14 protein-coding genes are annotated in these 18,282 nt (G+C 70.9%); 7 read left to right on the forward strand and 7 right to left on the reverse strand.

The genetic code is table 11. The annotated features are described in order from the left end of the window. The first annotated feature begins 34 nt into the window (after positions 1–34). The 3 genes from ACFFRH_RS04225 (at position 35) to ACFFRH_RS04235 (ending at position 2,209) form a co-directional block, all read left to right on the forward strand. Positions 35–307, forward strand: coding sequence for an STAS domain-containing protein (locus tag ACFFRH_RS04225; protein WP_344743069.1), 273 nt, complete (start codon positions 35–37; stop codon positions 305–307). A gap of 534 nt (positions 308–841) precedes the next feature. Continuing rightward, positions 842–1,525 carry a hypothetical protein gene (locus ACFFRH_RS04230; protein WP_344743068.1) on the forward strand — a complete coding sequence of 228 codons (684 nt, stop codon included), beginning with the start codon at positions 842–844 and terminating at the stop codon, positions 1,523–1,525. Between the two features lie 51 nt (positions 1,526–1,576). After that, positions 1,577–2,209 carry a thymidylate synthase family protein gene (locus ACFFRH_RS04235; RefSeq protein WP_344743067.1) on the forward strand — a complete coding sequence of 211 codons (633 nt, stop codon included), beginning with the start codon at positions 1,577–1,579 and terminating at the stop codon, positions 2,207–2,209. A 136-nt stretch (positions 2,210–2,345) separates the two neighbouring features. Here ACFFRH_RS04235 and ACFFRH_RS04240 read toward each other — a convergent pair whose 3' ends face one another. The 4 genes from ACFFRH_RS04240 to ACFFRH_RS04255 form a co-directional block, all read right to left on the reverse strand. Then, entirely contained in the window at positions 2,346–3,596 is a 1,251-nt protein-coding gene (locus ACFFRH_RS04240; RefSeq protein ID WP_344743065.1) for an ankyrin repeat domain-containing protein, read from the reverse strand. A 165-nt stretch (positions 3,597–3,761) separates the two neighbouring features. Then, a complete protein-coding gene (locus ACFFRH_RS04245; RefSeq protein ID WP_344743140.1) occupies positions 3,762–6,002 on the reverse strand; it encodes a heavy metal translocating P-type ATPase in 2,241 nt (746 codons plus the stop codon). Between the two features lie 337 nt (positions 6,003–6,339). After that, positions 6,340–7,359 carry a DUF8832 domain-containing protein gene (locus tag ACFFRH_RS04250; protein WP_344743064.1) on the reverse strand — a complete coding sequence of 340 codons (1,020 nt, stop codon included), beginning with the start codon at positions 7,357–7,359 and terminating at the stop codon, positions 6,340–6,342. A gap of 309 nt (positions 7,360–7,668) precedes the next feature. Further along, positions 7,669–10,305, reverse strand: a complete 2,637-nt coding sequence (locus ACFFRH_RS04255) for a GcvT family protein (RefSeq protein ID WP_344743138.1) — start codon at positions 10,303–10,305, stop codon at positions 7,669–7,671. Between the two features lie 105 nt (positions 10,306–10,410). Between ACFFRH_RS04255 and ACFFRH_RS04260 the strand changes: the two genes are divergently transcribed. Further along, the gene (locus ACFFRH_RS04260; protein ID WP_386154354.1) at positions 10,411–11,361 is read left to right on the forward strand and encodes a phosphotransferase; all 951 of its coding nucleotides are present in this window, start codon (positions 10,411–10,413) and stop codon (positions 11,359–11,361) included. Then, the gene (locus tag ACFFRH_RS04265) at positions 11,362–12,930 is read left to right on the forward strand and encodes an amino acid permease (protein ID WP_344743062.1); all 1,569 of its coding nucleotides are present in this window, start codon (positions 11,362–11,364) and stop codon (positions 12,928–12,930) included. A 34-nt stretch (positions 12,931–12,964) separates the two neighbouring features. On the opposite strand, the gene lipB is transcribed toward ACFFRH_RS04265, so the two are convergent. Both lipB and ACFFRH_RS04275 read right to left on the reverse strand, forming a co-directional pair. Further along, positions 12,965–13,603 (reverse strand): lipoyl(octanoyl) transferase LipB, encoded by a 639-nt coding sequence (lipB, locus tag ACFFRH_RS04270; RefSeq protein ID WP_344743061.1) that lies wholly within the window; start codon positions 13,601–13,603, stop codon positions 12,965–12,967. 125 nt (positions 13,604–13,728) lie between these two features. Beyond that, positions 13,729–13,914, reverse strand: coding sequence for a PspC domain-containing protein (locus ACFFRH_RS04275; protein ID WP_344743060.1), 186 nt, complete (start codon positions 13,912–13,914; stop codon positions 13,729–13,731). 215 nt (positions 13,915–14,129) lie between these two features. Here ACFFRH_RS04275 and ACFFRH_RS04280 point away from each other — a divergent pair, with 215 nt between their 5' ends. Then, complete coding sequence (locus ACFFRH_RS04280; RefSeq protein ID WP_386154359.1) at positions 14,130–15,689, forward strand: M28 family metallopeptidase; 1,560 nt, start codon at positions 14,130–14,132, stop codon at positions 15,687–15,689. 100 nt (positions 15,690–15,789) lie between these two features. Continuing rightward, positions 15,790–17,292, forward strand: coding sequence for a M28 family metallopeptidase (locus ACFFRH_RS04285; protein ID WP_344743057.1), 1,503 nt, complete (start codon positions 15,790–15,792; stop codon positions 17,290–17,292). Between the two features lie 348 nt (positions 17,293–17,640). Here ACFFRH_RS04285 and ACFFRH_RS04290 read toward each other — a convergent pair whose 3' ends face one another. Next, the gene (locus ACFFRH_RS04290; RefSeq protein WP_344742722.1) at positions 17,641–18,273 is read right to left on the reverse strand and encodes a mycothiol-dependent nitroreductase Rv2466c family protein; all 633 of its coding nucleotides are present in this window, start codon (positions 18,271–18,273) and stop codon (positions 17,641–17,643) included. Positions 18,274–18,282 lie beyond the last annotated feature (9 nt).

The raw sequence follows: 18,282 nt of genomic DNA on the forward strand, positions 1-18,282 counted from the left end.
TCCACCGCCGCAGGTCCTCTCCTCCTTCGAGTCCTTGGAGGCGTCTCAGGACACGCGTGCCCAGGCCGGGCCCTGGCTCATCCTCGACCTGGAGGGGCTCACCTTCTGCGACTCCACCGGGCTCGCGGAACTGCTGTGGCTCCTGCGCAGGAGCCAGGAGACCCGGACGCGCCTGGTGCTGGCCGGGGCGAGCCGGACGCTGCGCCACATGATGGCCATCACCGGGCTCCTGACCTACTTCACGATGGCCGCCTCCGTGGAGGAGGCCCTGCTGGATGAGGGGTTCAGGACGGCGGAGGGGCCCTGACGCGCGGCGGACGGCGGTTCCGTGCTCCGGTGTGAAGCGGATCTCGCGGTCGTGAGGCGGACCTCACCCTCCGGACTCTCCGGGCCGGAGTTCGCGGTCCCGAGCCGGAGCGGTCCCGGCCCAGAGCCGTCCCGAGCCAGAGCCGTCCCGGGGCGGAGCTCGCGGTCCCGGATCGACGAACCGACTCCGGGGCTGACGAGCCGACTCCGGGGTCGGTGAACCGGCTTCGGCCGCAACGACCGGCGGAGTGGTCGTCCCCGTCCACGGGAGGCGACCTCGCGGAAGGCACCCACGGGAAACACCTCTCGAAAGACACCTCTCGGAAGACAGCCCACGGCGGCATCCAAGGGCGACGCATCCGTACCCAGGGGTGACGTATACGTGGGACCGCGCCTGCGGAAGACGCCGCATAGATGTCTGAGACGTATGTCGTTAAAACGCACTCATTCACCTGACAAGTGGGTCAATATCTTCTTACGGGAAAATCCACTATCCGGCGAAAGTGGGGTCCCGATGCGGAAGATGTCGCCGCGGATGACCGCGGAAGCACTACCCGAGACGCTGGACGGGCTGCCCGTGGCACCCGGGGAATTCCTCGCCCTCGTGTCCGTGGACTTCACCGGGACGTACCAGGTCTACCTGGCGGCCAAGGACGAGCGCATCAAGATGACCCGGCTGTCCATGAGCCTGCTCGCCGCCCCGTTCGCCGCCGCGGTCGCGCTGGCCAGCGCGAAGGTGGTCAGTCCTGCCATGCTGACCACCTGGCACAGCGTCCCCTGGCACCTGTTCGCGATGGTCGCCGCGTTCGGGCTGCTCAGCGTGCTGCCCTTCCTGCGGCTGATCGAGGCGGTCAACGCGCACATGAGGACCGCGCGGGCGATCAACAACTTCCGCCTGCTCTACACGGTCCACCTCAAGGACCAGTTCTCGGCCCTCGGCTGGACCCCCAACCTGCCGGTGGACCCCCGCTATCCGGAAACGTACGCGCCGATGGCCTGGCCGGGGATCAACGTGATGATGCTGGCCCTGGTCAACAGTTCCTACATCGCGGTCGGCGTGCTCGGGATGGTCGGGGCGGCACCGGCCACGGCCCTGCTGCTGGTGATCATCGGCCTGCTCGCGCTGGTCCACTATTTCGTCTACTACGTTCGCGCCAATGTCTCCCGGCAACGCCGGCTCCCACACAACCCCTTCCATTTCCCCAACGTGGAGACCTGAATGTCCGACCTCCTCAGATTCGCGTCTTGTGGGGAGACGTGGATCTGGCTGATGCGACACGTGACACACAACGGCGGGCCCGCCCTGGACGACCGCGGCCCGATCATCGAGGCTCCGGCGGTGCTGTTCGAGGTCACCGGCCTGGCCTGGGACGATCCGGTGCTGAAATGCTACGGTGACGCCGGGAAGATCCCGCTGTACTCCAGCAAGTTCAGCGAACGCTCGGTCGTCCCGCCGTTCAAGTACAGCTACGGAGGGCGACTCCGCCAGTTCCTCGGCGTCGACCAGCTCGGCTGGATCGCCGACGTGCTGCGCGCCAAGCCGTACACCAAGAGCGGCTGGATCTCGCTGACCGCTCCCGGCGAGCCTCCCGACGCGGTGCCCTGCCTGACCAGCCTGGCCTTCAGGCTTCGTGCCGGGCGGCTGGTCATGACCGCCGCCTTCCGGTCGCAGAACGTGTTCACCTCCTATCTGAACTACGTACCGCTGCGCGGCATCCAGAGCGAGGTCGCGGACGACCTCACGGTGGGCTGCGGGTCGATGAGGGTGTTCGTCGACGTGCCGCACATCTACACCGCGGACGAGGCCGCGGTCGGGGAGATCCTCCAGTTGTCGGAACGCGAGGGGTCCGGCACGGGAGACCCCGTACCGGACCCTGATCATCGGCCCTGTCCCATCTTCTGACCCCGCGGACGCGGCGGACCCGGCGGACCCTGCGGACCGGCGACGCGGTGACCGGCCGCCTCCCGGTTTCCGCTGTTCCGGGCGTCGGAGGATCGCGTTTCCCGACGCGAGGGACCGGCGATCACCGGTCGGCGCGTCAGGGCGCGATCCTCGCCCCGGCCTCGGCGAGCATTCCGGCCAGCTCGGGATGCCCGCCGAGCACGGCCAGCTCGTAGGGTGTACGGCCCTCGAAGGCCGGATGGCCCGTGCCGGGGCCGTCGAGGCCCGCGCCGTGCTCGATCAGGAGCCTCAGGCGCCGGGGCCGCCGCCTGATGACCGAGGCGTACACCTCGTCCTGGAGCATCTGCTCCGGTGTCGCGTGCGTGGGACCGAGGCGCCGGTGCCACGACCCGCCGTCCCCCCGGCCGAGACCGTACTCGAAGAGCAGTTCCAGGTGCTCGGTGTCGTCGGAGCCGAACCCGCAGAGCCCCCGGTTGTAGAGGGTCTGGCTGTCGTTGGGATCGGCGCCCGCCTCCAGCAGGAGCCTGGCCAGCTCGGCGGAGCGCGGGTGCGGCGGCTCACCGCGCTCGCCACCGCCGAAGGCCCCGGTGAGCGCGGTGAACGGCGAGGTGAGCCCGTCCCACAGGTATCCCGCGTCCGGATCGGCGCCGTGTGCGAGCAGCAGCCGGGCGGTCTCCGGCGCGTCGCCGCCCTCGACCCGCGAGTACACCAGGTAGAGCAACGGCTCCCACCGGTACGGCCCGCCCTCGGCCCGCGCCTGGCCCGGGTCTGCCGCCAGCGTCGCGGCCATCGCCTCCACCTGACCGGTCGCGGCCATGGTGTGGACGCTCGCGACCGCGAGTCCCGGGTCCAGGGCGAGCGCCCGCGCCGCCTCGCGACGGCGCGACGGGTCGTCGTTCCCGTACGGCAGGCAGGCCAGCCGGAGGAACTCCGCGACCGGGTCCGCGCTCCGGGGCACCAGGTGGGGTGAGCGGGAGTGCAACGCGAGGATGTCGAGGTGGGCGCGGAGCCGGGGCCAGCTCGCGAAGCCGTACGACCTCGCGACCGTCAGCTGTGCGTCGGCCAGCGTGAACCCCTCCGCCGGGCGCGGGGCTCCCTCGGCCGGCGGCGATCCGTAGGGCCGCGCCGAGAGCCCGGGGAGCGGACGCGGGTCTCCCCCGCCCGGCGACCCGGCGGGCCGCGCCCGGAACCCGGGGAGCGGGCGCGGGCCATCGACCTGCGGCGACGCCGCCGGCCGCGCCGGAGGACCGGGGAACGGGCGGCGGTGGAACTCGGCGACCAGCTCCAGCGCGGCGGTGTCGGCGGCACGGACCGCCCTCTTGAGGCGCTTGGCCTGGTTCCTCAGGTATTCGAGGCTGGGGTTGTCGGGAAGACGGCGAACGGGCACGGGGGCCTCCCTTTCGTCACGCCCGACGTCCGCGTGATCGGGCCGAAAAGGAGGTCGGCCGACGAGCAGTGTGGTGCTCAGGTGGGCTCTGCCCTTCCCGCGGACCGGGTGCGCCCTGCCGCGCGGACTCCACCATAACGCCCGTGCCCGCCGTGAGGGCGCCCCTCACCTGAAGCGGCGCAGCCTCAGGCTGTTGCTGACCACGAACACCGAGGAGAGCGCCATCGCGCCCCCGGCGATCATCGGGGTGAGCAGCCCGAGCGCGGCCAGCGGGATGGCCGCGACGTTGTAGGCGAAGGCCCAGAACAGGTTGCCCCTGATGGTGCGCAGCGTGCGGCGGGACAGCCTGATCGCGTCGGCGGCCACCCGAAGGTCGCCCCGGACCAGGGTGAGGTCGGAGGCCTCGATCGCGACGTCGGTGCCGGTGCCCATCGCCATGCCGAGGTCGGCCTGGGCGAGGGCGGCGGCGTCGTTCACCCCGTCGCCGATCATGGCCACGGTACGGCCCTCGGACTGGAGCCGCTTGACGACCTCCACCTTGTCGGCGGGCAGCACGTCGGCGATCACCTCCTCGATGCCGACGGCCTCGGCGACCGTACGGGCCACCGTCTCGTTGTCGCCGGTCAGCAGGACCGGGCGCAGGCCGAGCGCGCGCAGCGCGGCGACCGCCTCGGCCGAGGTGGGCTTGATCGCGTCGGCGACGGTGAGCACCGCGCGGGCCTTCCCGTCCCAGCCGACCGCGACGGCCGTCTCCCCGCGTGCCCGTGCCCGCTCCAGTTCCTCCTCCAGCTCGGGCGGCAGGTGCTGCGACCAGTCGGCGAGCAGCTGGGGCCGCCCGACGAGCACGGCGTGCCCGTCGACGACGCCCTGGACGCCGAGACCCTCGACGTTCGTGAAGTCCTCGACCTGGGCGGTGGAGTTCGCCGCGCGGGCGACGGCGCGGGCCACGGGGTGCTCGGAGGCGCCCTCCAGCGCCCCGGCCAGCCGGAGCACCTCCTCGCGCTCCTCACCGGCGGCGGGGAAGACGTCCTTGAGGGTCATCGTGCCCGAGGTCACGGTGCCGGTCTTGTCCAGGACCACGGTGTCGATGCCGTGGGTCGACTCCAGCGCCTCCGGGCCCTTGATCAGGATGCCCAGCTGGGCGCCCCGGCCGGTGCCGACCATGAGCGCGGTCGGCGTGGCGAGGCCCAGGGCGCAGGGGCAGGCGATGATCAACACCGCCACGGCGGCGGTGAAGGCCGCGGCGGCGCCGGAGCCGGTACCGAGCCAGAAGCCGAGGGTGGCCACGGACAGCGCGATCACGATCGGCACGAACACCGCGGAGATCCGGTCGGCCAGCCGCTGCACGGCGGCCTTGCCGTTCTGGGCGTCCTCCACCAGCCTGGCCATCTGGGCGAGCTGGGTGTCCGAGCCGACCCGGGTGGCCCTCACCACGAGGCGCCCCCCGGCGTTCACGGTGGCGCCGACCACCGCGTCACCCGGCCGCACCTCGACGGGGACCGACTCGCCGGTCAGCATGGACGCGTCCACGGCCGAGGACCCCTCCTCGACCACGCCGTCCGTCGCGATCTTCTCCCCCGGCCGTACGACGAAGAGGTCGCCCACCGTGAGCCCGCCGACCGGGACGACCTCCCCGGAGGCCAGCGTGACGTCCTTGGCGCCCATCGACAGCAGCGCGCGGAGCGCGGCACCGGCGCGGCGCTTGGAGCGGGCCTCGAAGTAGCGGCCCGCGAGGATGAAGGTGACCACCCCGGCCGCGGCCTCGAAGTAGATGCTTCCTGAGCCGTCGCCCCCGGACAGGGTGAACTCGAAGCCGTGCCGCATGCCCGGCATGCCCGCCGTGCCGAGGAACAGGGCCCAGAGCGACCAGGAGAAGGCGGCGATCGTCCCCAGCGAGACCAGCGTGTCCATGGTCGCGGCGCCGTGCCGCAGGTTGGTCCAGGCCGCCCGGTGGAAGGGCCACCCGCCGTAGACCACGACGGGGCCCGCCAGGGCGAGGGAGAGCCACTGCCAGTTGTCGAACTGCAGCGACGGGATCATCGCCATCGCGACGACCGGCACCGACAGCACGGCCGAGGTGATCAGGCGCTGCCTGAGGGGAGCGAGCCCGGCGCGCTCCGTCTCTCTCTCCTCCTCCTCCTCGTCCGTCCCGTTCCGCTCGGTGGACACCGGCGGAGCGGGCGGTTCGGCGGTGTATCCGGCCTTCTCCACCTCCGCGACCAGGTCGTCGGGGGTGACGCCTGCGGGGTAGACGACCTTCGCCTTCTCGGTGGCGTAGTTGACGGTCGCGGTCACGCCGTCCAGCTTGTTGAGCTTGCGCTCGATGCGGGCCGCGCAGGAGGCACAGGTCATGCCGCCGATGGCGAGCTCGATCTCACCGTGGGCGGGTGCTTCGCCGGTGGTCATGGACGTCACGGCCTCTCCTCGTGCCTTCTCTGTCTCTGTCGTCGTACGTGTCGTCTCCGCTGTCGTACGCGGCGTTGTCGTACGCGGCCCGGAGCCGTCGCCGTCTCGGCGCCTTCGACCGTCTCGGCGTCTCCGATCATCGCGACGCCTTCGACCGTCCCGACGGCCGGAGCCGTCATCGGCCGACCGGCCGGGGCCGGAAACCTCGCCGCCGACCTCGCCGCCCCCCGGGGGCGGGCCCGTCCCCCGACCCGGAGCGGGGCGTCGACCCCGCGATGGGTGTGTCCAGGCATGTATCTCTCCTCGTTATGAGAACACCTAACCCCTACGGGGTATTTCACGGCTGGTGGCTGTGCCCGTGGCCGTCCCCGGACGGCGCCGTGGCCGTGCTCCCCTCGGGATCCGGGCTAGTGGCGGCCGTGAACACGGCGGTGCGCACGGTCCCGGCGTGCTTGAAGTCCAGGTAGAGCCCGTAGGTCCCCGCGCTCGGCACCTCGGCGTAGAAGGTGATGTTCGGGCCGGGCGCGGTGCGCCCGTCGTCGGGCGCGCCGTCGGGGTGCACGTGCAGGTAGGCCAGGTCACCGTCGCGCAGCGCGACCAGGTGTCCGTACGCGGCCAGGTAGGGCTGCAGGTCCGTGACCGGCTCGCCGTCCTTGGCGATCGAGAGCGTGAGCATGCTGGTGCGGCCGGGGATGAGATCTCCCGTGAGGGTGACGGTGTAGTCGCCCACCTCGGCGGTCTCGGCCGGGACGGCGGGCGGCTCGGGCCGGTAGTCGCCCGCCACCGACAGGTCCATGCCGAGCGTCAGGGGCTGCGCCCCCTCGGGGGCGAAGTCGGCGAACGCGCGGTACTCCCCGGCGGAGGGGAGTTCGAGCGGGACCGACCAGACGCCGCCTCCCAGCTGGGTGGGGTGCAGGTGCTGGAAGCCCGTCAGATCGCGGCGGACCACGATGAAGTGCATTTTCTTGTCGTGCTGGGTGGTGAAGCCGGTGACGGGGGATCCACCGGGGCCGATCACCGAGAAGCGGAAATCGGTTCGTTCGCCCGCCTTGACCTCGTCGGTCTCCGGCATGAGCATGTATCCGCCCTGGGCGACCTGGAGTCCCGCGGGAAGGGCCGGAGTCCTCGCGGCCGCCGTCTCCTGCCCGGCATCCTGATGGCCGCCGTGGTCCGCGCCCGCCCCGGCGTCCTCGCCCGCGCCCCGCTCGGTGCCGGTGCCGTGAGAGCTCTCGGCCGCCGCGCTCCCCACCGGCCCGACCGGACCGGCCAGCCGCCCCGCCCCCAGGGCTCCGCCGAACACCACGGCCAGCCCCAGCGCGTACGCCCCCACCTTGATCGCGCCGTTCATCTCGACCATCCCTCCTCGATACCCTTAGGGGGTATACGTTCGCTCGACCACAGTGCCACACCACCACCTTTTCGGCAACCCCAGGGGGGTATACCTGACGCCGGTCTCCAGATCACAGGATGGCCGATACGCAGGCCCACGACGGGACCTATGGGAAATCAGGGACGGGTGTCGATCCCTCGCCGCCGGACCCGCGAGGGGCCATGAGGGGCCGCGAAGGGTCGTGAGGGACCGCGATGGGCCGTGAGGCCGGCCGGCCCCCGGCCGACCGGCCTCACGGCGCCCTCCGGGATCCGGCGGAGCCCCTCCGGGGACGGGTCAGGACGGCAGGCGCCGGACGCGTTCCGAGGACGGGTCGTAGAGGGGTTCCGCGGCGACGGCGGCGCCCACCCAGGTGCCGGTGACGCCGACCTCCACGCGGTCGCCGGGGGCGGTGCCCTCCGGCAGGTAGGCGTAGGCGATCGAGCGGTCGACACGGTGGCCGTACCCGCCGCTGGTCACCCGCGAGACGGGCAGGCCACCGGCGCGGACCGGCTCCCCGCCGAGGCAGACCTGGCGGGGGTCGTCCAGGACCAGGCAGAACAGCCGCCGCGCCGACGCACCGGTCCCCGCGCCCGCACCGCCGTCGGCCTTGGCCTTTGTACCGGCACCCGCGCCCCCGTCGGCCCTGACACCGGCCCCGGCACCGACCCCCGCTCCCGCGGCGGCCTCCAGGGCCGCGCGGCCGAGGAAGTCCTTGTCGCGGGCGACCGCGAAGCCCAGGCCCGCCTCGTGGGGAGTGGTCTCCGGGGTGATGTCCATGCCCCAGACGCGGTAGCCCTTCTCCAGGCGCATCGAGTCGATCGCGCGGTACCCGGCCGGGCGCATGCCGTACGGCGTGCCCGCCTCCATGAGCGTGTCCCACAGCGTCAGCCCGTACTCGGACGGGCAGTACAGCTCCCAGCCGAACTCGCCGACGAACGTCACCCGCTGGGCCAGCACCGGGACGTTCCCGACGCTGATCTCCCTGGCCTTCATGTAGCCGAAGGTCAGGTCGTCGCCGGAGACGGAACCGAGGATGTCGAGCGCTCTCGGACCCCACAGGCAGTAGCAGGCGTACGCCGAGGTGACGTCGCGGACGTCGAGGCCCTGGCCGCGGAGCCAGGCCGCGTCGTGGACGCCGAAAGCCGTACCGGTGATCAGCCGGAAGCGGTCCTCCGTCAGGCGGGTGACGGTCAGGTCGGCCTCGATGCCACCGCGCTCGTTGAGGAGCTGGGTGTAGACGACCGAGCCCACCGGCCTGTCGAGCTGCCCGGCGCACGCCCGCTGCAGCCCCTCCAGGGCCCCGGGCCCCGACACCTCCAGCTTGGAGAACGAGGTCTGGTCGAAGAGTCCGGCGGCGTCGCGGGTGGCCAGGCACTCCTCACGTACGGCGGGCGACCAGATCCGGCCCGCCCAGCCGTCCGGGCGGGGTCCCGGGGCGTCCGGGGAGACACCCTGGTCACCGGGGCGAGGACTCCCGCCGTCCGGGTCAGCGGCCCGGCCGTCGGCGTGGAGACTTCCGCCGCCCAGGGGAACAGCCCGGCCGTCGAGGTGGACGGCCTGGTCGTCCACGGGGGGACCGTCGCCGGGCTCGTACCAGTTGACCCGTTCCCAGCCGGACTTCTCGCCGAACGCCGCTCCCAGCTCCACATGGCGCACCCACGCGGGCGAGCGGCGGAGCGGCCGGGCGGCGGTGCGCTCCTCACCGGGGTAGACGATGTCGTAGTACTTGGAGTACGAGTCCAGGGCCTTGGCCCGGGTCCACGACGTGGAGCGGGCGTGACTCCCGAAGCGCCGCAGATCCATCCCGAACATGTCGTACTCGGGCGAGCCATCAACGATCCACTCGGCCATGACCTTGCCCACGCCCCCGGCCGCCGCCAGGCCGTGGACGCAGAAGCCCGCCGCCGCCCACAATCCGCGGACCGGGGTCTCGCCGAGAAGGAACTCGCCGTCGGGGGTGAACGCCTCGGGGCCGTGCACGACCTTCGTGATCTCGGTACGGGCCAGCTCGGGAACTCTCCGCACCGCCGATTCCCACGATTCCTGAAATTTCGGCATATCCGGGGGAAAGACGGTCCGCGGCTCATCCAGGGGAACAGCCGTGTCCCAGATTTCCGGATTCCGAATATATCCGCCTACCAAAATCCCGCCATTTTCTTCCCGGAAATAGACAATGTTGTCCGGATCCCGCACCGTAGGCATGGACGACGGAACCCCGAATGATTCGGTGGTGACATATTGGTGTTTGATCGGCACGACCGGAATATCGACCCCGGCCAGCCGTCCGACCCGTCCGCTGGCCGCGCCGGCCGCGACGACCACGGTCTCCGCGAGGACCGACCACTCCTCGAAATCGCCGGTTCCCCCGGAGTCCCCAGTCCCCGACGCGAGCCGGACCCCGGTGATCGCGCCTTTCGCCACGTCGAGTCCCGTCACGCGCGTCCCGGTGTGAATGCGCACACCCAGCTTCCGCGCCCCGGCCGCCAGCGCCCTCGCCAGCAGCGCCGGGTCCAGCCAGCCGTCCCCGGGCAGCCAGAGTGCGGCTCGCACGTCGTCGGCGCGCAGCAGCGGGAGCATCTCCTTGGCCTCGGCACCGGAGATCACCTCCAGGCCCAGGCCGTAGGTCTCCCCGGCCCCGGCCAGCCGCAGCGACTCCTCCACCCGCTCGGGCGTGGTCGCGAGGCGGAGGCCGCCCACCCCGTGCCATCCCGGGTCCAGCCCGGTGAGCTCGGCCAGTTCGGGGTAGAGACCGGCCGAATACATGATCATCTTGGTCTGGGTGACCGTGGAGCGGAGCTGGCCCACGAATCCCGCCGAGTGCCAGGTGGTTCCCTCGGTGAGTTCGTGCTGCTCGACGAGGATCACCTCGGTCCAGCCAAGCCTCGCCAAGTGATAGGCAACGCTACAACCGGCCACCCCGCCGCCGACCACGACGGCTCGCGCGGAGCTGGGAAGTTTCAAGGCGCGCAACCCCTCTGTAACAACTAGTCCACAGAATCGGATCAATGGTATGAAGGTAGGCCAAAGGAGGGCGGCATGCCAGATCCTCTAGCGGACGTCCGTAAATGGGCTGACCAGCCCGTGACCGAGACTCTGATCAAGGGTGGGCTCAGCCACCGGATCTCCCGTCTCACCACGGCCGACGGTCGGCGATGGCTGCTGCGCGTGCTGGATCCCCGGGTCTCGGAGGCCGGCCTGGGCATACCGCTCGACCAGGAGATCGCCAACACGCTCCACGCGGCGGACGCGGGGGTCGGCCCCAGGGTGCTGCACCGGCTGCCGGGCGCGCTGGTCCTGGAGTATCTCGACGGCGTCACCCTGGACGCCCACACCGTGCGGACGATCCCCGGCCCCATCGCGGCGGCCTGCCGGCGGCTGCACGCCGGGCCCAGGTTCGTCAACGACTTCTCCATCTTCCGCAAGCTGGACGAGTTCCTCGCCCTGTGCCGTACCCACGAACTGGCCACACCCGACGGCTACCGGGACCGCCTTCCCGCGGCGGCGGAGATCGAACGGGCGCTCGCCGCCGATCCGCTGCCCACGGTGCCGTGCCACAACGACCTGCTGCCGGAGAACTTCATCCGCTGCGGCACCGAGGTCAGGATCGTCGACTACCAGCTCTCCGGGAACAACGACCCCGCCTTCGAGCTGGGCGACATCGCGGCCGAGGCCGACTACGACCCCGACCTCACCGTCCGGCTGGCCCGCGCCTACTTCGGCGTCGACGACCGGCGACTCACCTCCCGGGTCCGGCTCAACCTGATCATGTCCAACCTGACCTGGACGCTCTGGTTCGCCGTGCACCACGGACTGCTCAAGGAGCAGGCGGCCGACGCCGACTTCGACTACGAGGCCGAGGCGGCCGACAAGTTCTCGCAAGCCGTACGGGACCTGGACGACCCGGGGTTCGGACGGCTCGTCGACGACGTCCGGGGCGCGAGCACCGGATCTCCCCACCCCCCCGCACCACCACGCAAGGAGGCTTGAGTGACCAAGCCAACACCGGTCGACGAGGACGCGAAGCGCCTCGCCGAACTCGGTTACAAGCAGGAGCTCTCCAGAACCTGGAGCGGCTTCTCCAACTTCGCCATCTCCTTCTCGATCATCTCCATCCTGGCCGGCTGCTTCACCACGTTCGGCCAGGCCTGGAACAACGGTGGCCCCGTCGCCATCGCGTGGGGGTGGCCGCTGATCTCGATCTTCATTCTGATCATCGGGCTGTGCATGTCGGAACTGGTCTCGGCCTATCCGACCGCGGGCGGCATCTACTGGTGGGCCGCCAAGATGGGCAGGCCGATCCACGGCTGGTTCACCGGGTGGTTCAACCTCATCGGCCTGATCGCCGTGACGGCCTCGGTCGACTACGGCTGCGCGACCTTCCTGAACATCACCCTCAACCGGTTCTTCCCCAGCTGGGACCCCAGCCTGACCAACGCGTTCATCCTGTTCGCGGTGATCCTGGTGCTGCACGGCCTGATCAACATCTTCAGCCACCGGCTGATCTCGACGCTGCAGAACGTCTCGGTGTGGTGGCACGTGTTCGGCGCGGCGGTGGTCGTGCTGATCCTGGTCTTCGGCCCCGACTCGCACCAGTCGATGTCGTTCGTCTTCACCGAGACGATCAACAACTCCGGCTTCTCCGACTCGTCGTACTGGTTCTACGTGCTGCCGCTCGGCTTCCTGCTGACGCAGTACACGATCACCGGGTTCGACGCGTGCGCGCACGTGTCCGAGGAGACCCAGGGCGCCTCCACCGCCGCCGCCAGGGGACTGTGGCAGTCGATCTTCTACTCGGCGATCGGCGGCTGGGTCCTGCTGCTCGCCTTCCTGTTCGCGGCCACCGACGTGGACGCGGTCAACGAGGCGGGCGGCTTCGTCGGCGCCATCTTCGACAGCGCGCTCCCCGGCAACCTGGCCACGGCGATCTTCGCGATCTCCACCATCGGCCAGTTCTTCTGCGGGATGAGCTGCGTGACCTCGATGTCCCGGATGACCTACGCCTTCTCCCGGGACGGCGCCATCCCCGGCTGGCGCCTGTGGTCCAAGGTGGACCGCAACCGGACCCCCGTCAACGCGATCGTCTTCGGCTGCACGGCCGCGCTGATCCTCACCCTGCCCGCGTTGTACGAGGCCCCCGGCGGTCTGCCGCTCGCCTTCTACGCGGTCGTGTCGGTGGCGGTCATCGGCCTCTACATCGCCTTCGCGATCCCGATCTGGCTCCGGCTGCGGATGGGTGACCGGTTCGAGCCGGGGCCCTGGACGCTGGGGCCGAAGTACAAGGTCATGTGCTGGATCGCCATCATCGAGATCGTCATCGTCTCGATCTACTTCATCATGCCGCTGGTCCCGGCCGCCGTGCCGTTCAGCGACGACTTCACCTGGACCGCGGTCAACTACTCGCCGATCGTGGTCGGCGTGATGGTGCTGGCCGTGGGCCTGTGGTGGACGCTGTCGGCGAAGCACTGGTTCACCGGCCCGCGCCGTACGGTCGACATGGCCGAGGCGTTCGACCCGGCGGGCCCGGCCGACCCGGTCGGCAAGGAGCCGATCGGCTGATCCCCACCCCGGGGCGGGCCGGCCGGAAAGCCGGTCAGCTCGCCTCGAAGGCCTCCGCCACCGCCGCGCGGACCCGGTCCATGGCCGCGGCGGCGGGGGCCTCCCGCCCCATGGAGGTCATGTCGACGTCGGGCATGCCGCAGGCCACCGCCCAGCCCCACGGGGTCAGGTCGCCGTCGACGTTGAGGGCGAACCCGTGGCTGGTGACGCCGCGGCTCTGCCGCATGCCGATCGAGACGATCTTGCGTCCCGTCTCGGCCGTCCACACGCCGGTCAGCAGCTCCGAACCCGGAGGGGTGTCGCGGCGCTCGGCCGCGACCCCCAGCGCGCCGAGCGCGCCGACGAGCCTCAGCTCGACCTCGCGGACGTAGTCGACGATCCCCTCGTCCTCGCCGAGCTTGACGACCAGGTACCCGACCAGCTGGCCGGGGCCGTGGTACGTGAGCTGCCCGCCGCGACCCGTGCTCACGACAGGGATGCCGTGAGCGGGGTCGGGCAGGTGCTGCTCAGGGGTTCGCCTGCCCACGGTGTACACCTGCGGGTGGCTGAGCAACCAGAGCGTGTCGGAGCGCTCGTCGCGCTGCCGCTGACCGACCAGGTCGGTCATCCGCTCCATCGCCTTCTCGTAGTCGACCAGGTCGTCCTGGACCAGGGACAGTGGGCGTCGCCTCATGCCCCCAGCTTATTTTCACCGGCGGCCCGCGAGCGCCTTGGGGACCCCTTGACCCTTGAGGGGCCCCTCAGGACCCCCTGAGGACCTTTGGGGACCCTTGGAGACCTTCGGGGACCCTTGAGGACTCAGTAGCGGACAGCCGGCGCCTTGGGGACGAAGATCCACATGAGCACGTAGGCGACCCACAGGGGTCCGGGGATGAGCGAGAGCAACAGCCAGAACACCCGGACAAGGGTGGGCGGCATGTTGAGGGTCTCCGCGATCCCGCCGCAAACTCCGGCGATTATCTTGTGGTTTCTCGAACGGTGCACGATACCTCTCCCCGAATCGGTGTTCTTCGTCTCTTCAAACGAACGACCGGAACTCACCCGTTCCCGGGACGACCCTGAGAAAACCCTGTCAGGGTCGCTTGATAACTTTTCGTGCACCTGAGCGTCGGCGCATCTAGGCGAAACCAGTTGATCACGGTACGTTCCGCCATGTACGTAATAGGGGATCTCCCCTCCGTTCCACCCCGAGGAGCGCTATGCGCCTGAGGTTACGACGCAGCATGGTCAAGACCGCCACCCTGGTCACGGCCATCGCTCTCCCTCTCGCCTTCACCGTCCCGGCGAGTGCGACCATCGCGACCACCACGTCTCCCGGCGTCACCGACGTCCTCGCCAACGTGTTCGCGACGCAGATCAAGGGCAGCAACGTCAAGAAGCACCTGGACAAGTTCCAGCAGATCGCGACCGCCAACGGCGGCAACCGCGCCGCGGGCTCGCCCGGTTACGACGCCTCCCTCGCCTACGTGCAGGACAAGCTGCGCAAGGCCGGTTACAAGACCTCCACAACGGACGTCGAGTTCCCCCTGAGCTGGGAGGAGGCGAGCCCCTCCGTCCTGCAGCAGACCGCTCCCGTGGCGAAGACCTACGCCAACCCGGCCGACTTCGTGACCGTGATCTCCTCCAGCGCAGGCGACGTCACCGCGCAGGTGCAGGTCGTCGACGCCGTGATCCCGCCGGCACCGACCCCGAACACCTCGACGGCGGGTTGTGAGACCTCCGACTTCGCCGGGTTCGTCCCCGGCCGGATCGCGCTGATCCAGCGCGGCACCTGCCCGTTCGTCGACAAGGCCACCAACGCCAAGGCGGCCGGCGCGGCCGGTGTGATCTTCTTCAACGAGGGCCAGCCCGGCCGGACCGACCCCCTCGTCTTCGACATCCGCGAGTGGCGCTTCGGCTTCCCCATCGTGATGGCGAGCACGGCCGTCGGCCTCGACCTGGCCGCCGCCCCGAACACCACCGTCCGGCTGAAGGTCGACGCCGAGACCGAGGTCGGCCGTACCAAGAACCTGATCGCCGACTCCCGCTGGGGCAAGTCCGGCGAGATCGTCGCGGTCGGCGCCCACCTCGACAGCGTGCCCGAGGGCCCCGGCATCAACGACAACGGCTCCGGCAGCGCCGCCACCCTGGAGACCGCGCTGAAGCTGGCCCACGTGCCGACCAAGTACAAGGTGCGCTTCGCCTGGTGGGGCGCCGAGGAACTCGGCCTGCTCGGCTCCGATCAGTACGTCGCGGGCCTGTCTCAGTCCGAGAAGGACAAGATCAGGCTCTACCTGAACTTCGACATGATCGCCTCGCCGAACGACGCCACCTTCCTGTACGACGGTGACGACTCCGACGCCGAGGGCGCCCCCGCGGGCCCGGCCGGCTCCCCCGAGATCGAGAAGCGCCTCGAGGCATTCTACGCCAAGCGCAACCTCTCGTTCGAGGGCACCGACTTCGACGGCCGCTCCGACTACGGGGCGTTCATCGCCAACGGCATCCCGGCCGGCGGCATCTTCACCGGCGCCGAGGGCGTCAAGACCGCCGAGCAGGCCGCCAAGTTCGGCGGGACCGCGGGCGTCGCCTACGACCCCTGCTACCACTCCGCCTGTGACGGCATCGACAACATCAACGCCGCCGCGCTGGAGCGCAACTCCAAGGCCATCGGCTACGCCACCGCGTACTTCGCCTATGACCTGACCGGTATTCCCGACCGCAACGCGGCACTCGCCAAGTCCGCGGCGAAGTCCGCGGCACCCACGGGCGCCACCCGCTAGGGAACCGCTCCGCAAGCGCACCACCACGCTGTACGGCGCGCACCCGCCATGGGTGCGCGCCGCTCGGGGGACCCACACACCCTCAAACCCGAGGAGCATGATGCGCAATCTGTGGACCATGGGCATGGCGGCGATCCTGGCCATCCCGTTGGCGTTCACCGCACCGTCGGCGTCGGCGGCCGTCCCACCGGACATCTCGCTGACCGCCGTGAAGGCACACCTCACCCAGCTCCAGTCCATCGCGACCGCCAACGGCGGCAACCGCGCCCACGGCCGCCCCGGCTACCTGGCCTCGGCCAACTACGTAAAGGGCCTGCTGGACGGCGCGGGATTCACCACCTCCCTGCAGTCGTTCACCTACAACGGCGCGACCGGCTACAACGTCATCGCCGACTGGCCGGGCGGCGACCCGAACGACATCCTCATGGTCGGCTCGCACCTCGACAGCGTGACCGCGGGACCGGGCATCAACGACAACGGCTCCGGCAGCGCCGCCATCCTGGAGACCGCCCTCGAGGTCTCCCGCCAGTCGCTGGCACCCACCAAGCACCTCCGCTTCGCCTGGTGGGGCGCCGAGGAGCTGGGCCTGCGCGGCTCGCAGGCCTACGTGAACAGCCTCTCGGCCACCGAGCGGGCCAAGATCAAGGGCTACTACAACTTCGACATGGTCGGCTCGCCCAACGCCGGTTACTTCGTCTACGACGGCGACAACTCCGACGGCGTCGGCTCGGGCCCCGGCCCGGCGGGTTCGGCGCAGCTGGAGTCGACGCTCCAGGCGTACTTCACCTCGATCGGCGTGGCCACCCGGGGCACCGACTTCGACGGCCGCTCCGACTACGGGCCGTTCATCGCCGTCGGCATCCCCGCGGGCGGCACCTTCACCGGCGCCGAGGGCGTCAAGTCCAGCGCCCAGGCCACCCTCTGGGGCGGTACGGCGGGGCAGGCGTTCGACCCCTGCTACCACCGGGCGTGCGACACCACGTCCAACATCAGCGACACCGCGCTGAACCGCAACGCCGACGCCATCGCCTACGCGGTGTGGACGACCGCGACCGCCGTACCTCCGACGGTCGTCTGGCAGGACACCTTCGAGACCGCGACCGGCTGGACGACCAACCCGTCCGGCACCGACACCGCCACCTCCGGCCTGTGGGAGCGGGGTGACCCCGAGGCCACCACCTCCAGCGGCGCCAAGCAGCTCGGCACCACCGTGAGCGGCAGCAACGACCTGGTCACCGGCAGGCTCGCGGGCGCCGCGGCGGGCGACTACGACATCGACGGGGGCATCACCAGCGTCCGGTCGCCGGCGGTCACCCTGCCGTCGACGGGAACGCTCAAGCTGGCGTTCTCCTGGTACCTCGCGCACGGCTCCAACGCCTCCAGCGCCGACTTCCTGCGGGTGAAGGTCGTCGGCTCCACCACCACACAGGTGTTCCAGCAGCTCGGCGCGGCCTCCAACCGCAACGGCGCCTGGGGCGCGGCCGACGTCGACGTCTCCGCCTTCGCGGGACAGAGCGTCCGCATCCTGATCGAGGCCGGTGACGCCTCCGGCGCCTCCCTGGTCGAGGCCGGGGTCGACGACGTCAAGCTGACCCGCCAGTGAGCGGGACGGTGACCCGGCGACGGTAGGCGAGACCGGGTGCGGCCCGCGCCTTCCCCTCCACGGGCCGTCCGGAACCCTCCGGAGGGCCCGGCACGCGGGCCGCACCCCCTCGCGGAAACCCGCTCCCGGAGAACCGCTCCCGGAAAGACCTCTCCTGGGAAGACCCTCCCGGGAGAGCCCTTCTTGGAGGGACCGCTCTCAGGAGAGCCCTTCTCGGAGCGGTCCTCTCGGGAGGACCGCTCCCGGAGGGACCTCTTCGCTCCTGGGAAGACCTCTCGGGAGGCCCCTTCCCGGAGGCCCCTCCCGGGAGGGCCCCTCTTCGCAGGGGCGCTCTCGGGCCCCGGCCCGTCAGCTCGGGTCGTCGAGCCGGGGCACCTCGGGCGGGACGCCCTTGAGCTCGTGGAACCCCGGGGTCGCGGCCACCAGCAGCGTCCCGTCCCACAGGCGGCCCGCCCGCTCGCCCACCGGGACCCGGGAGATCACCGGGCCGAAGAACACCACGCGCCCGCCACCGGTGGCGGGGCCGGTGACGGCGACCACCGGGGTGCCGACGTGCTCGCCGATCAGGCCGATGCCCTCCGCGTGCGAGGCGCGCACCGCCTCGTCGTAGGCCGTCGACGTCCCGGCCTCGGCCAGCTCCGGCGGCAGGCCCGCGGCGGCCAGGGAGTCGTGCAGGGAACCGGCCCAGTCCTCCCCGCGGGCGCGTCCGACGGTCCACATCGCGGTGTAGAGCCTCCCGAGCGCCTCCTGGCCGTACTCCTGCCGCACGGCCGCGCAGACGCGCACGGGCACCCACAGGTAGCCCTCGGGGTCGCCCTCGGGGTCCTTGTCGCGGCCCTCGTTGAGCACCGACAGGCTCATCACGTGCCGGCGCACCTCGACGGGCCGCACCCGCTCCACCTCCGCCAGCCACCGGGAGGTGATCCAGGTGTACGGGCAGGAGGGGTCGAACCAGAAGTCCGCGATCGTCTTGTCCGTCATTCCCAGCTC

This window comes from Streptosporangium vulgare, from assembly GCF_042428775.1.
Classification (GTDB): domain Bacteria; phylum Actinomycetota; class Actinomycetes; order Streptosporangiales; family Streptosporangiaceae; genus Streptosporangium; species Streptosporangium vulgare.